A 14,066-nucleotide genomic window follows, 5' to 3' on the forward strand; every position below is an offset into this window, starting at 1 on the left:
TGCTCCGCGCGACCGTTATCCGCCAGCGTCCCGTCGGGTGGCCCTGTTAAGGCCTTACCGGGACCCGGGCCCTTCCGTTTCCGGAAGTTCCCAGCGGTCGAAGAGGGCGGGCCACTCCAGGCCAGGACATACCCTTTTGCCTTCAACCACGCCGACGGCGGGCGGGCCTGGCCAGCAACCAGGTCCCCGGACCGTCCGAGTATCCCCCTCGGACCCAGTCCCGCTCGATCACCCCCCGCCGCCGCAACGGTCGCTGGCCATGCGCCCTTTCCTCGCGACGAGGTGGGAGAACTGTACGGGAAGTTTTGGAGCCGGGGATAAGTTGGCGCGAACGCTCATCCAATCCCCGTAGCGTCACGCTGGCGAGCGGGGTCGGCTTTCGACCCATGGCGGACTCCGGCCTCTCAGTAGCTCTCAGCGCGCAGCGGCTCGTTCGAAGTCGCGCAGCGCGAACTGAGGTCTGGCGCAGGAGCTTGTGGACAGCTCGCTGCCCTGCGTGCGGGCAAGTACGAGAATGTCGCGTGATTGAACGAAGTCTATACCGCAGGTCGCCCACCAAGCACCGGGCGCGTGCGCGATCCGCCGAACAGCGCCGTGCCCCCCCTTCAGTGTGCGGGAGACAATGAACTCAGTTACCACGTATCCTTCGCGCCCCTTTGCCGAGTCAGGCACGGTCGATACCGCGCGTCCAACGAACGCGACATCTGCAAAGCCGAGTTGGTCCGAGGCACTTCTCCAAGTTGGACAGGAGCATGCCCACGCCACTCCGGCGATTAGCCCCCAGGCGGTTACACAGATCAGCGTGGCAATGATGCGCATGACGGTACGTTAGCAAGGGGGCATCGTTTACCAAAGTCTGCTAACCACCCGGAGGAGATGCTAGGCCGTTCTGCTCCCCCGCTGGGGGAGCTGTCGCGGAGCGACTGAGGGGGCTAGCTGGATCGAGGCCGAGTTGCCCCCTCCGGCCCTCCGGGCCTCCTCCCCCAGCGGGGGAGGAGATGTCTGCCCATCACTCGTTCCCGCCTTGGCAGACAAACCCGCTTGCGATCCGGCCCCAAACCCCACAACCCTGCGGCGCGCCCGGAATCGGCGCCATGGGGGGAAGATGACGACGCCAGCAGCCGCCACCGCGACCGACGCCACCGCGCCGGCGAAGAGCCATTACGTTGTCCTCGACGGGCTGCGGGGCGTCGCCGCCCTGATGGTGGTGCTGTTCCACCTGTTCGAGGCCTGGGCTGGCGGCGATCCGCAGAAGCAGATCGTCAATCACGGCTATCTGGCGGTGGATTTCTTCTTCCTGCTGTCGGGTTTCGTGGTCGCCTACGCCTATGACGACCGCTGGGGCGGCATGAGCCAGTGGGACTTCTACAAGCGTCGCCTGGTGCGCCTGCAGCCGATGATCATCGTCGGCGGCCTGATCGGCGCGGCCCTGCTGGGCCTGCAGCACTCCTCGCTGTTTCCCAAGCTGGAGAGCGTCACGGCCCTGCAGGTCGCGGGCGTGCTGCTGATGAGCTTCGTGATGATCCCGCTGCGGCCGTCGGCCGAGATCCGGGGCTGGGGCGAGATCTATCCGTTGAACGGTCCGCAGTGGTCGTTGTTCTACGAGTACATCGCCAACATCCTCTACGCCGTCGGCCTGCGGAAGCTGTCGAACCGCTGGCTGGGCGTGCTGGTCGGCGTGGCGGCCCTGGCGCTGGTCGGGCTGCTGGTCCTGGGGCCGCGCGGCGACGTCATCGGCGGCTGGGCGCTGGACGCCAATGGCGTGCAGATCGGCCTGACCCGGGTGATGTTCCCGTTCTTCGCCGGCGTGCTGCTGATGCGGCTGGGCAAGCGGATCAAGGTTCGCAACGGCTTCATGGTGTGCAGCCTGCTGCTGGTCGTGGCCATGTCCCTGCCGCGCTTCGGCGTCGGCGAGCAGCGCTGGATCAACGGCCTCTATGAGGCGGCCTGCGTGATCCTGCTGTTCCCGCTGATCGTGGCCATTGGCGCGGGCGAGAAGGACGTCGACGGACCGTCCGTGCGGGTAGCCCGCTTCTTCGGCGACCTGTCGTACCCGCTGTACATCACCCACTATCCGCTGATCTACGCCTACACGGCCTGGGTCATCGACAAGAAACCCTCGGTGGCGCAGGGCGCGCTGGTCGGGGCGGGAGTGCTCGTGACGGCGCTTGCGATCGCCTATGCCTGCCTCAAGCTCTACGACCTGCCGGTCCGGCGCTGGCTGGCGGGGAAGCTGCTGGTCCGGAAGGCCTAGCCGCAAACGAAAACCGCCGCTGCGGACGGCCCCCCACAAGGCGTCCGGAACGGCGGTGTGGGGCCTCTCGGGCCCGGATCGAGCCCGAGAGCGCGATGGGGCCACTCGATAACGTTGTCATGCGGACGTCGACGGCTTTCTCCCGCAGGGCGAGCGGAAATGTTGCCTTGCTCCGAAGTGGCGCTATCTAGCGCTCATGGCGTTGCACATCATCAAGCTGGTCGTCGGTTGCGAGACCATCGACGATCTCCTGGCCTGGCATCAGGACAAGTCCCAGCCGTGGGTCATGCACACCCGCATGACGCCCAAGCGGATCGACGAGGTGCTGGACGGCGGCTCGCTGTACCGGGTGTTCAAGGGCCAGATCCTGTGTCGCCAGAAGATCCTGGCCATCGACACGGTGGGGGAGGGGGCGGCCTCGCGCTGCGAGGTCACGGTCGATCCGCCGATCATCCGCGTCGCGCCCCAGCCGCGCCGGGCGTTCCAGGGCTGGCGCTATCTCAAGCCCGAGGATGCGCCGCCGGACCTGACCGAGGCCGAAGCCGCCGACATGCCGGCCGATCTCGCTCGGCAGTTGCGCGAACTGGGCGCTTGGTGATCCTTTTCCGCGACCTGTTAGGCAAATAGCAACCGAGGCGGGTGTCACTTCGTCGCAGGGATAGCGAGGGAGCGACGACGATGAGGGCCGCCTATGCCGCGATTGGGGTCGGGGTGCTGTTCGTGGGCCTGATCGTGGGGCTGTTCTTCGCCCTCAAGCCCATCGGCTAGGCTCAGCCTACCGCCATGTTGTCGATCAGGCGCGTCTTGCCCAGCCAGGCGGCGACCAGGATGCGACCTTGCGCGTCGCCGATAGAGCCGGGACCCAGGCGCGAGAGATCGCTGGCCTCGCGCACCTCCACATAGTCCACCTGACCGAAGCCGGCCGCCTTCAGGGCGGCCGTCGCGGCTTGCTCGGCCTCGTCGATACGCCCGCCGGCCGCCACGGCCGTGGCGGCGGCCTTCATGGCCGTGGGCAGGGCGACGGCGGCCGCGCGCTCTTCCGCCGACAGGTAGGCATTGCGCGAGGAGAGGGCCAGGCCGTCCTCGGCGCGGGCGGTCGGGGCGCCGATGATCTTGATCGGGATATCCAGGTCGCGGGCCATGCGCTTGATGACCTGCAGCTGCTGGTAGTCCTTCTCGCCGAACACGGCGACGTCGGCCTGGCTCTGGATAAAGAGCTTGGAGACCACCGTGGCGACGCCGGCGAAGAACTGCGGCCGGGCCGCGCCTTCCAGCGGTTCGGAGACGCCCGACACCGACACCGTGGTCGAGAAGCCCGGCGCGTACATCTCGGCCGCGTTGGGCGCGAACATCAGGTCGCAGCCGACCGAGGCCAGTTTCTCGGCGTCGATCGCCTCGCCGCGCGGATAGGCGTCGAAGTCCTCGTGCGGGGCGAACTGCTTGGGATTGACGAAGACGGTGGCGATCACGCGGTCGGCGTGCGCTTGCGCGATCTTGATCAAGGACAGGTGGCCCTCGTGCAGGGCCCCCATGGTCGGGACCAGGGCCACGCGCTGGCCGGCGGCCTTCCAGGCGCGCACGTGCTCGCGCATCTCGGCGACGGTGCGGACGATGGTCGGGCTGGTCATATGAGGGCCTCTAAGCGGACAGGCCGCGCTTATGACCTCCTAGATAGGGAAGGTCCACCGCGACGCACGGGAAGCCTGCCGGACGGGCAACTTCCGGGTGCGACAATTAAGCCTGTGGATTGAGCCGGTTGACCCGCTGGGGTGTCGGTAACATCGTGTTAACCTTCAGTCCAAGGTCGCGCGAGTCGCGACGCATCGAGGATCGAGATCCATGGCCGAAACGCGCGTCATCGTCGTCGGCAACGAAAAGGGTGGAGCGGGCAAGTCCACAATCGCCGTGCACCTGGCGACCGCGCTGCTGTACGGCGGCGCCAAGGTGGCGGTGCTGGACCTTGACCTGCGCCAGCGCACCTCGGGCCGGTTCTTCGAGAATCGCACGGCCTGGACGGCCAGCAAGAAGCTGGACCTGCCCATGCCGCTGTCCCTGACCCTCAGCGACAACGACATCGCCCTGGCCGAGAAGTCGGAAGAAGAGCAGGTCGCGGGCTTCGAGGCGGCGTTCGCGCGCGCCTTGGCCGAATGCGACTTCGTGCTGATCGACACCCCCGGCGGCGACAGCGCCATCACCCGCATGGCCCACGGCCGCGCGGACCTCGTGGTCACGCCGATGAACGATAGCTTCGTCGACTTCGACATGCTGGGCACCGTCGATCCGGTGACCATGGAGCTGACCAAGCCGAGCCTCTATTCGCTGACCGTCTGGGAAGGCCGCAAGCAGCGCGCCCTGTCGGGCCAGCGCCAGGCCATGGACTGGGTGGTGCTGCGCAACCGCCTGGCCACCACCGAGGCTCGTAACCGCAAGCGTCTGGAGGACCGCCTGACGGCCCTGGCCAAGCGGGTCGGCTTCCGCATCGGCCCCGGCCTGCGCGACCGCGTCATCTATCGCGAGCTGTTCCCGTTCGGCCTGACCATCGCCGACCTGTCGCCGCAGGTGCGTCCGGTGCCGGTGTCGCTGCAGCACCTGGCCGCGCGCCAGGAACTGCGGGCTCTGATGCACAGCCTGGGCCTGGCCGCCTATTCGGGCGAGACCCTGCTGGCGGCGCAATAGACGCTCGACTAAGTTCAAGGAGCGGGCGGCTGGGGCGACCCTGCCGCCCGTTTTCGTATCCGGAGTCCTGATGCTCTACCTGCTGCTCGGCGCGGCCATCCTGGTGTTTCTGCTCTGGCCGAAGGGGCGGAGGTTCCTGAACGGCGATGGCTGGCGGGTCGGGGCGGGGGCGGCCTCGATCGCCGCCTTCGCGGCGGCCGCCTACGCCACGATCCGAGGCTCCTGGGGCACGGGGATCGTCCTGGGCGTCATCGGCCTGTGGAGCGTCACGGAGGCTCGCCGCAGGCCTGTCATCCGCCGCGAGATGGTCCATCCGCCGAAGCCGGAACTGAGCCTGTCCGAGGCCCGCTCGATCCTGGGCGTGAGCTCCGAAGCGACCCTGGCCGAGGTCAAGGCGGCCTATACCCGCCTGATCCAGATGGCCCACCCGGATAAGGGCGGCACCGAGGGGCTGGCGGCCCAGCTCAACGCCGCCCGAGACCGTTTGATCAAGCGGCGCAGCTGAGTTAGGACAGGGACATGATCAATCGCGAACGCTTCTGGCGCCGCCGCTCGTCGGGCCAAACCTGCTCGGTATGACGCTCTGAACCCTGTTCAGACGAGCCATGGCTCATGGCTCCAGATGTCATTCTTCAAGTTTCGGACTTTGATCACCCCATGACGACCCAGACCTCGAACGGCGCCCAAGACTGGGCCGCGCGTTACAGCGACCGTATGAGCCGCGTCCGCGCCAGCGAGATCCGCGAGCTCCTCAAGCTGCTGGACCAGCCCGACATCCTGTCGTTCGCCGGCGGCATTCCCGACCCGGGCCTGTTCCCAGCCGAGAATATCCAGGCCGGCTACGACGCCATCCTGGCCGACCCGGTGCTGTCGCGTCAGGCGCTGCAGTATTCGGTCAGCGAGGGCTATCTGCCGCTGCGCCAGTGGATCGCCGAGCGCATGACCCGCGACGGCATGCCGTGCGAGCCCAGCAACATCATGCTGACCGCCGGCTCGCAGCAGGCGCTGGACCTGATCGGCAAGCTGTTCCTGACCAAGGGCGACACGGTGATGGTGGCCCGCCCGACCTATCTGGGCGCGCTGCAGGCCTTCAACGGCTACGAGCCGGCCTATCTCGACCTGCCGGAGACGGCGCTGAGCCAGGGCGTCGACGAGGAGGCCCTGATGTCCGGCCGCGCGCCGCGTCCGCTGGGCTATTTCGTGCCCGACTTCGCCAACCCGACCGGCGTCAGCCTGACCCTGGCCGAGCGCGAGGCGCTGCTGGGCCTGGCCGATCGCCTGGACATGACCCTGGTCGAGGATGCGGCCTATCGCGAGCTGCGCTTCGACGGCGAGTCGACGCCGACTTTGCTGGGCCTGGACATCGCCCGCTCGGGCGGCATCGACAACGCCCGGACCATGTTCCTGGGCACGCTGTCCAAGACCCTGTCGCCGGCCCTGCGCATCGGCTGGGTCTGCGGGCCCAAGCCGGTGATCGAGAAGCTCGTCCTGCTCAAGCAGGGCGCCGACCTGCACGTCTCGACGATCAACCAGATGGTCGCCCACCGCGCCGTCTCGGAAGGCTACGACCAGCACCTGCACCGCCTGCGCGGCGCCTATGGCGGCAAGGGGCGGGTGATGCTGGCGGCGCTGGAGCGGACCATGCCGAAGGGCGTGACGTGGCACGTTCCGCAGGGCGGCATGTTCGTCTGGATCGACCTGCCGGAAGGTGTCGACGGCGCGGCGCTGCTGGCGCGGGCCATCGAGGAGGAGCGCGTGGCCTTTGTGCCCGGCGCGCCGTTCTTCGCCGAGGTTCCGAGGGCGAATGCGATCCGGCTGAGCTACTCGCTGCCGACCGATGAGCAGATCGAGGAGGGCGTTGGGCGGATCGCCCGGCTGATCACGAAGGTGATGGCCGAAGCCTAATCCAACTGACGAGCGGTCTTACCGGCCAAAGCACATAACCACCGTCATTCCGCCCTTGTGGCGGGAACCCCTCTGTCGGCCACAGGTGCGGTAGGGGTGGATCGCTGGTGATCCGCTTGGTTCTCAGGTGTCAGCTGAACCAGGGGTTCCCGCCACAAGGGCGGGAATGACGGTGGAGTTTGAAATGATCGATTGAACGTCGATCGTCAGCCGTGAATGCGAAAGGGCGCCGAACTTAGCCGTTCGGCGCCCTTGGTTCGTCTGAGCCCCGGCATTGGCCGGGGAGATCGGAAGGTGGGTTACGGCTGCAGCACCATGCAGGGCACGCGCTTGGCCTTCAGGGCCGAGCAGGCGTTGCGGGCGGCGTCCGAGGTCAGGCCTTGGAACTGGGCGCGGAACGTACCGCCGGCGCCTTCAACAGCGGCTTCGGCGTCGGCGACGACCTTGGCGAAGCGGCCGCGCACCAGCTTCAGCTGATCATTGGCCAGCGACTTGGACTTGAAGGCGCCGACCTGCACGCCCCATTCCCCTTTGGCCTTCTTGGCGACCGGCTTGGTCGGCGCGGCGGCCTGGGCGGCCTTGAGGGTGGGAGAGACCTTCACCGGGCCGGGATTGCGCGGGTTCTCGGTCAGGACGATGCGGAGACCGGCCTGGTCGCCGTCGCCTTGTTCGACCGACGGACGCTCGACCGGGCCCGAGGGCTCTTCTTCGTAGATGTTGGCGGCGATGGTGGTGCGCTCGCCGCGCGAGCGGCGCTTCATCACGTCGAAGCCGGTCAGCAGCAGGTCTTCCATGTTGTTGTCGCGCCAGGCGGTCGAGGGGCCGCCCAGGACCACGGCGATCAGGCGGCGACCGTCGCGCACGGCCGAGCCGGCGAGGTTGAAGCCCGAGGCATTGGTGTAGCCGGTCTTCAGGCCGTCGAACCCTTCCATGCTGTCCAGCAGGCGGTTGTGGCCCTTCACGTAATTGCCCCGGAAGTAGAAGCCCTTCACCGAGAAGTAGCTGTAGTACTGCGGGAAGTCGCGCATCGTGGCGCGCGAGAGAATGGCGAGGTCGCGGGCCGTCGAGATCTGACGGCTGTCGGGCAGGCCCGAGGCGTTCACGAAGCGGCTGTTGCGCATGCCCAGTTCCTGGCCGCGCAGGGTCATCAGGGCGGCGAAGCGCGACTCGCTGCCGGCCAGGCGCTCGGCCATGGCCACGGCGACGTCGTTGGCCGACTTGACGGTCATGGCCTTGATGGCCTCGTCGACGGTCATGCTGTCGCCCGGCGAGATGCCGATCTTGGTCGGGGCCTGGGCCGCGGCGCGGGGCGACATCACGACTCGGTCGGTCAGCTTCAGGCGGCCTTCGCTCAGCGCCTCGAAGGTCAGGTACAGGGTCATGACCTTGGTGACCGAGGCCGGATAGCGCGGGCTGTCGGCGCGCTTGTCGTAGAGGACCTCGCCCGAATTGGCGTCGATGACGATGGCCGCGTACTTCGGCTCCTGAGCGTTCAGCTGCAGATAGGGTATGGCCGCCGAAGCGGCCGTCGGCGCGGCGGCGGCGAACAGGCACGAGAGTGCGAGGCCGGCGGCGGCGAGCAGGGAACGGGCGGAGGTAAGCTTGGCGAACATCGAGCAGCGTCCGTCATTTGAACTGGGAGGCGGTTTCGCACCGCCAAACGCGTGAGGCTTACCATGATGGAGTCGCCCTTTCGCTAAAGTAAACAACTGGTGAGCGATCTTGCCGCAGTCGCGAAAAAGGCGGGCACGTGGTTCCAATGCTGCAGCTTGAGAGGGGCTGACCCTAGGTTATGGTGCGCTGCACAATTTTGTTGACTGCTGCACTGCAACATGGCAAACCCATGTTGTTCCAAGCGCAGACGGACGAGTTGCAGCTCGACCGTTCGCCCCGCCCTCCGACCCTCCCCAGGAGAATTCCCATGGCTGCCGCCGAAACCGTCAAGAACACCGTCGAACAATTCAGCACCGCCTCGAACGCCGCGTTCAAGGACGGCGTCGAGAAGTCGCTGGCCGCCCTGGCCGAGGCCAACACCCACTCGAAGAAGAACCTGGAAGCCGTCGTCGCTTCGGTGACCGCCGCCACCAAGGGCGCTGAAGCCCTGGGCGCCCAGACCTTCGCCTACTCGAAGAAGGCCGCGGAAGACCAAGTCGCCGCCGCCAAGTCGCTGGCCGCCGCCAAGAGCGTGCAGGAAGCCGTCGAGCTGCAAACCGCTTGGGCCAAGTCGGCCCTCGAAGCCTACATCGCCCAGGTCAGCAAGGCCTCGGAGATCGTCTCGGCCTCGATCAAGGACTCGGTGAAGCCGCTGAACGAACGCGTCAGCGCCGCCGTCGAAAAGTTCCAAGCCGCTCGCTAAGAGCAGCTTCTGGTTGGAGCGCCCCGCCGGCGCTCTCGCCAACCTGACTTGGAAGAGGTCCGGACCGAAAGGTCCGGGCCTTTTTCTTTTTGTGCCCTCGTCTGGGCCGCGTTAAGCATGACCCCACAGTCAGTGGAGCGCGTGCATGTCGAAGGTCGAGGAACGTCTGAAGGCGATTGGGATCGAGCTGCCCCAGCCGGTGGCGCCGGTGGCCAACTACGTGCCCTTCGCCAAGGCCGGCAACCTCGTCCACATCTCGGGCCAGATCTCGATCGCGGCCGACGGCGGCATCAAGGGCACGGTGGGCGTCGACGTCGACACCGAGACCGCCCAGAAGGCCGCCCGCATCTGCGGGATCAACCTGCTGGCCCAGATCAAGGCCGCCTGCGACGGCGACCTCGATCGCGTCGTCCGGGTCGTGAAGCTGGGCGGTTTCGTCCAGGCCGGGCCCGACTTCATCGACATCCCCAAGGTCATCAACGGCTGCTCGGACCTGATGGTCGAGGCCTTCGGTGACGCCGGTCGCCACGCCCGCTCGGCGGTGGGCGTCTACAAGCTGCCCCTCGGCTTCGCGGTGGAAGTCGACGCGGTGGTGGAGATCGCCTGATGCGCTCGCGCGAACGCCCCTCGACCGATGTCTTCGGCGAGGCGTGGGAGCGCCTGTTCGACCCGCCGGTGGCCCATCGAGGCCTCTGGACCCCCGATGGCGCGCCGGAGAACTCCCGCGCCGCCTTCCAGGCCGCCTGCGCCGGCGGTTACGGCATCGAGCTGGACGTCCAGCTGACGGCCGATGGCGAGGCCGTGGTCTTCCATGACGACCGCCTGGAGCGGATGACGGGGCAGGAGGGGCGCCTGCGCGACCACACCGCCGCCGACCTCGGGACCATGACCCTGAAGGGCACGGACGAGACCATCCCGACCCTGGCCGACGTGCTGACCCTGATCGGCCACCGCGCCATGGTGTTCATCGAGCTGAAGACCCCGTTCGGCGAGGTCGGACCGCTGGAGAAGCGGGTCACCGACGTCCTGATCGACCACAACGGCCCGACCGCCGTGATCGGCTTCAACCCGTACTCGCACGCCTGGTTCGCCGACCATCACCCGCAGATCCTGCGCGGCCTGGACAGCTACAGCTGGAACGACGAGGGCGCGCGCAAGCTGGCCCCCGAGATGCGCAAGTCGCTGGCCGCCCTGGAGCAGGTCGAGATCGCGCGGCCCGATTTCCTGGCGCTCGGCCTGGACATGTTGCCCAGCGCCCGCGCCGACCTATATCGCGCCAAGGGCATGCCGATCATCGCTTGGACGGTCCGCAGTCCCGACCAGTGGGAAGGCGTGCGCGACCATTGCGACAACCTGATCTTCGAGGGCTTCACGGCGTGAGTTCAGTCCAGTCGGCGGTTCGCGTCCATCGCGACATCGCCGAGATCGGCAAGGACGCCTGGGACGCCTGCGCCGCCCACACAGGCGATCCCTTCGTCAGCTACGACTTCCTGTCGATCCTCGAGGAAAGCGGCTGCGTCGCCCGCCGCACCGGCTGGATGCCGCAACATCTGTCAGTCGAGGACGAGGCCGGCGTCGTGGCCGGCGTCATGCCGCTCTATCTGAAGTCCCACAGCCAGGGCGAATACGTCTTCGACCATGCCTGGGCCGACGCCTACGAGCGGGCCGGCGGACGGTACTATCCCAAGCTCCAGTGCTCCTCGCCGTTCTCGCCGGTGACCGGCTCGCGGCTGATCGTGCGGCCGGATGTGGATGTGTACGAGGGGCGTGCTGCGCTGCTGGGCGGGGCCCTGACCCTGTGCCAGCGCCTGGAGGCCTCGTCGCTGCACGTGACCTTCCCAGTCGAGGACGAGTGGCGCTGGATGGGCGAGGGCGGGATGCTGCTGCGCCAGGATCAGCAGTATCACTGGGAGAATCGGGGCTACGCGACCTTCGACGACTTCCTGGCGGCCCTGTCGGCCAATCGCCGCAAGACCATCAGGCGCGAGCGCCGCGACGCTCAGGACGGCCTGGAGATCGTCGCCCTGACCGGGGACGAGCTGACCGAAGCACACTGGGACGCCTTCTTCGGCTTCTACATGGACACCGGGTCTCGCAAGTGGGGGCGGCCCTATCTGAACCGTCGCTTCTTCTCGCTGCTGCACGAGCGGATGGCCGACAAGGTGCTGCTGATCCTGGCTCGGCGGCCTGGCGGGGAATGGATCGCCGGGGCGCTGAATCTGCTGGGCCGCGACTGCCTCTATGGCCGCCACTGGGGCTGCACCGAGGATGTGCCGTTCCTGCATTTCGAGCTTTGCTACTACCAGGCCATCGAGCACGCGATCCGGCTGGGCCTGCCGCGCGTCGAGGCCGGGGCGCAGGGGCAGCACAAGATCGCGCGCGGCTATCTGCCCAGCCCCGTGTACTCCGCCCACTGGATCGCCGACCCGGCCCTGCGCGAGCCGGTGGCCCGCTACCTCGAACGCGAGCGCGAGGCGGTGGAGAGCGACATGGCCGTGCTGACGGAAGAATATTCGCCGTTCCGGGAGGAGCAGTAGCCTTCAATATAATTTGTCATCCCGGCCGCAGCGAAGCGGAGAGCCGGGACCCAAGGGCCACCGCACGGGGCTTGGCCCCTGGGTCCCGAACAGCCTCTGCGAGGCTTCCGGGATGACACGAGATTTGGAGTAGCGGCCGCTTACTGCAGCCGCACCTCGCCGACCTTGTCCTTGTAGGCCTGCTTCGGATCGGCCCCGAGCAGCATCTTCACGCCGGCGAACAGGTTGTTCTCGTTCAACCAGATCTGGGCGTCGGCCGGTTCGAAGCGCAGCAGGCGCAGCTTGGGATCGTCCTTGCCCTCGAACCAGGCGGCGATGAAGGGGTTCCAGAGGCGGTCGATGGTCTCGTAGTCGGTGTCGATCCTCAGGCGACCATCCACCGCCGCGAACAGGTGGTGACCCTTGTCCTGGAAGTGGATGAAGGCGTCGCGGCCTTCGCGGTCCAGCGAGTGGACGAGGTCGGTCTCCGACGAGGTGAAGATCCAGATCGGACCGGAATGGTCGCCCTCGATCAGGGCGGTCATCGGCTGGGCGCGGCCGCTGTCGACGTCGGGCAGGCCCAGCATCACGGTGCGGTCGGACTTCAGGGCTTTCCAGAACTTGGCGGCCAGATCGGCTTCTTTCGACATGGGGGTCTCCTTTGCGTGGGAGACCAACGACGGCCGGGCAGCGCCGTTCCCAGGGTGAAGCTACGACCGCTCCCAGGCCGCCTTCAGCAGCGCCTTGAGGTCGTCGTCCACGTCGGCCGGCGAGGCCAGGGCGACCTTGGCCTTCAGCCGCTCGGACCAGCTTTCGTTCTTGGGCTCGGCCAGGCGCGGCGAGGCGTCGGGCGTCAGGGCCAGGCCCAGCAAAGCCGTGCCCCCCTTCACCGGCTTGATCGAGGCGAACTGGGCCTTGCGGGAAAAGGCCGTGAAGGCCTTGCGCTGGCCGACGACCAGGCCGGGGAAGTCGGCGACGGCGGCTTCGACGGCTTCCAGGATCGCGGTCGAGGCAGGGTCGGTCCACAATGCCGCGCGCAGGGCGTCGGCGTCTTCCCAGCCGGTCTCCGGATAGGCGGCGGCGAAGATCGTGGCGGCGCGGTTGACGCCGATGCCATAGGCCGCCTTCAGCCAGTCGGCGCGGGCCTTGGGCTTGGTCTCCTTGCACTCGGCGCGGACGATCTCGACCCATTGCTCCAGGGTCTTGCCGGTCTCGCGCTCCAGGTTGGCGCGGACCGAGGCGAACCACTTCTGCTGCTGCTCGGTGAGGCCTTGGCTGCTCATGCGGGAAGTCCTTGGAAGAAGGTGGTCAGTTCGGCCAACAGGCGGTCGCGGCCGCGCTCGGGCCGGTCCAGGTGGACGAAGTGGGTGGCGTCGGGGATTTCGACGGCGGTGACTTTCGGGCTGCGCTCGGCGTCGGCGACGAAGGCCTCGACATCGGCGCGACGGCTCCAGAAGTCGGCGCTCGAGCGGACAAGCAGCACCGGCGCGGTGATCGAGCCGGCGTCGTAGAGCTTGCGCCCGCAGGCCTGGTGGAAGCTGTCCTCCAGCGCCCCCAGCGGCGCGCGGAAGCGGGGCGGGGCCTGAGCGGCGGATTTCGGATCGCTGGCCAGGGCGGCTTCGGCCAGGGCCTGGGCCACCGCGGGATCGCGCCAGGCGTCCTTGTCGGCCAGCGGGATATTGCTGTTCCAGCGGTCCAGCAGCGAGGTTCCGGGATAGAGCGCGTAGCCCCCCGTCGCCGGATCGAAGCGCCGCGGCTGGCCGGGCTGGGCGAAGCCGGAGCCGGGGCCCAGCATCGGATGGACGTCCGAGCCGCCATAGAGGGCGTTCAGGGTGACGAGGCCGGCGACGCTTTCGGGCCTCAGGGCCGCGTACCAGCCGGCCCACAGGCCGCCGGTGGCCCAGCCGACCAGTCCGACCTTGGAGCCGCCGTTGCGCCGGGCCACGAGCTTGGCGGCCGCGTCCAGGTCGCGGACCACTTCGTGGGCGCGGGAGAGGGGGCGGCTCTGCTCCGGTGGCTGGTCCATGGCGGCGGGCCGTGTGGAGCCGCCGTAGCCGCGGGCGTCCATCAGGTAGATGCGGCGGTTCAGCCGCGTGGCCAGGTCGGCGGCCAGGCTGCCGCCGGGAACGGTCAGATCGAACGAGGCCACGCCCGGCGCGCGGGCGCCGTGGACCAGAATCAGCGGGACGCCGCGCGGCGTGGGCGGGCTGACCTCGCGGACGCGGATGCGGAGACCATCGTCCGTCATGGCGAACAGTTCGATGCGCGCGACCCCATCGGCGCGGGCGGCGGTCGCCGCCAACACGGCCGGCGCTGCAGCCAGAACGGCGCGGCGGGACCAATCCCGTCTCGTCGACAT

Annotated in this window: 15 protein-coding genes and 2 pseudogenes; 11 read left to right on the forward strand and 6 right to left on the reverse strand. The window is 68.0% G+C overall.

What is annotated here, in order from left to right:
* Nucleotides 1-54: 54 nt before the first annotated feature.
* Nucleotides 55-319: pseudogene (locus AC07NN_RS21970) on the reverse strand (hypothetical protein).
* Nucleotides 320-1,105: 786 nt separating this feature from the next.
* Between AC07NN_RS21970 and AC07NN_RS21975 the strand changes: the two are divergent.
* Together AC07NN_RS21975 and AC07NN_RS21980 are read left to right on the forward strand one after the other, a co-directional pair.
* The gene (locus tag AC07NN_RS21975; protein ID WP_494645784.1) at nucleotides 1,106-2,254 is read left to right on the forward strand and encodes an acyltransferase family protein; all 1,149 of its coding nucleotides are present in this window, start codon (nucleotides 1,106-1,108) and stop codon (nucleotides 2,252-2,254) included.
* 196 nt (nucleotides 2,255-2,450) lie between these two features.
* Nucleotides 2,451-2,852 (forward strand): DUF1489 family protein, encoded by a 402-nt coding sequence (locus tag AC07NN_RS21980; protein ID WP_494645786.1) that lies wholly within the window; start codon nucleotides 2,451-2,453, stop codon nucleotides 2,850-2,852.
* Between the two features lie 172 nt (nucleotides 2,853-3,024).
* Here AC07NN_RS21980 and panC read toward each other — a convergent pair whose 3' ends face one another.
* On the reverse strand, nucleotides 3,025-3,882 hold the full coding sequence (gene panC / locus AC07NN_RS21985; RefSeq protein ID WP_494645788.1) for a pantoate--beta-alanine ligase: 858 nt from the start codon (nucleotides 3,880-3,882) through the stop codon (nucleotides 3,025-3,027).
* 211 nt (nucleotides 3,883-4,093) lie between these two features.
* Here panC and mipZ point away from each other — a divergent pair, with 211 nt between their 5' ends.
* From mipZ to AC07NN_RS22010, 5 genes and pseudogenes are all read left to right on the forward strand, one after another.
* Entirely contained in the window at nucleotides 4,094-4,930 is an 837-nt protein-coding gene (gene mipZ / locus AC07NN_RS21990) for a division plane-positioning ATPase MipZ (RefSeq protein ID WP_494645790.1), read from the forward strand.
* Between the two features lie 70 nt (nucleotides 4,931-5,000).
* Nucleotides 5,001-5,435, forward strand: coding sequence for a J domain-containing protein (locus AC07NN_RS21995; RefSeq protein ID WP_494645792.1), 435 nt, complete (start codon nucleotides 5,001-5,003; stop codon nucleotides 5,433-5,435).
* A 14-nt stretch (nucleotides 5,436-5,449) separates the two neighbouring features.
* Complete coding sequence (locus AC07NN_RS22000; protein WP_024265769.1) at nucleotides 5,450-5,509, forward strand: hypothetical protein; 60 nt, start codon at nucleotides 5,450-5,452, stop codon at nucleotides 5,507-5,509.
* A gap of 33 nt (nucleotides 5,510-5,542) precedes the next feature.
* Entirely contained in the window at nucleotides 5,543-6,835 is a 1,293-nt protein-coding gene (locus AC07NN_RS22005) for an aminotransferase-like domain-containing protein (RefSeq protein WP_494645794.1), read from the forward strand.
* A gap of 34 nt (nucleotides 6,836-6,869) precedes the next feature.
* Nucleotides 6,870-7,007 (forward strand): annotated as a pseudogene (locus AC07NN_RS22010) (hypothetical protein); the annotation flags it as partial.
* Between the two features lie 127 nt (nucleotides 7,008-7,134).
* On the opposite strand, the gene AC07NN_RS22015 reads toward AC07NN_RS22010, so the two are convergent.
* Complete coding sequence (locus AC07NN_RS22015) at nucleotides 7,135-8,448, reverse strand: D-alanyl-D-alanine carboxypeptidase (protein WP_494645796.1); 1,314 nt, start codon at nucleotides 8,446-8,448, stop codon at nucleotides 7,135-7,137.
* A gap of 308 nt (nucleotides 8,449-8,756) precedes the next feature.
* On the opposite strand from AC07NN_RS22015, the gene AC07NN_RS22020 reads away from it, so the two are divergent.
* From AC07NN_RS22020 to AC07NN_RS22035, 4 genes are all read left to right on the forward strand, one after another.
* On the forward strand, nucleotides 8,757-9,191 hold the full coding sequence (locus AC07NN_RS22020) for a phasin family protein (RefSeq protein WP_494645798.1): 435 nt from the start codon (nucleotides 8,757-8,759) through the stop codon (nucleotides 9,189-9,191).
* A gap of 145 nt (nucleotides 9,192-9,336) precedes the next feature.
* Nucleotides 9,337-9,798: a RidA family protein gene (locus AC07NN_RS22025; RefSeq protein WP_494645800.1), complete on the forward strand. Its 462-nt coding sequence runs from the start codon at nucleotides 9,337-9,339 to the stop codon at nucleotides 9,796-9,798.
* Nucleotides 9,798-10,571 carry a glycerophosphodiester phosphodiesterase gene (locus tag AC07NN_RS22030; protein WP_494645801.1) on the forward strand — a complete coding sequence of 258 codons (774 nt, stop codon included), beginning with the start codon at nucleotides 9,798-9,800 and terminating at the stop codon, nucleotides 10,569-10,571. The genes AC07NN_RS22025 and AC07NN_RS22030 overlap by 1 nt, the downstream gene beginning before the upstream one ends.
* A complete protein-coding gene (locus AC07NN_RS22035) occupies nucleotides 10,535-11,728 on the forward strand; it encodes a GNAT family N-acetyltransferase (RefSeq protein ID WP_494645803.1) in 1,194 nt (397 codons plus the stop codon). Before AC07NN_RS22030 ends, AC07NN_RS22035 begins: the two co-directional genes overlap by 37 nt.
* A 140-nt stretch (nucleotides 11,729-11,868) precedes the next feature.
* Here the strand turns inward: AC07NN_RS22035 and AC07NN_RS22040 are convergent, their stop codons facing one another.
* Genes AC07NN_RS22040 through AC07NN_RS22050 form a run of 3 tightly spaced genes read right to left on the reverse strand, consistent with a single transcriptional unit; the run spans nucleotide 11,869 to nucleotide 14,066 of the window.
* On the reverse strand, nucleotides 11,869-12,357 hold the full coding sequence (locus tag AC07NN_RS22040; protein WP_494645805.1) for a pyridoxamine 5'-phosphate oxidase family protein: 489 nt from the start codon (nucleotides 12,355-12,357) through the stop codon (nucleotides 11,869-11,871).
* A gap of 60 nt (nucleotides 12,358-12,417) precedes the next feature.
* Entirely contained in the window at nucleotides 12,418-12,990 is a 573-nt protein-coding gene (locus AC07NN_RS22045) for a DUF4287 domain-containing protein (protein ID WP_494645807.1), read from the reverse strand.
* A complete protein-coding gene (locus AC07NN_RS22050) occupies nucleotides 12,987-14,066 on the reverse strand; it encodes an alpha/beta fold hydrolase (protein ID WP_494645809.1) in 1,080 nt (359 codons plus the stop codon). Before AC07NN_RS22050 ends, AC07NN_RS22045 begins: the two co-directional genes overlap by 4 nt.

This window comes from Caulobacter sp. GW821-FHT09H08, from assembly GCF_059415885.1.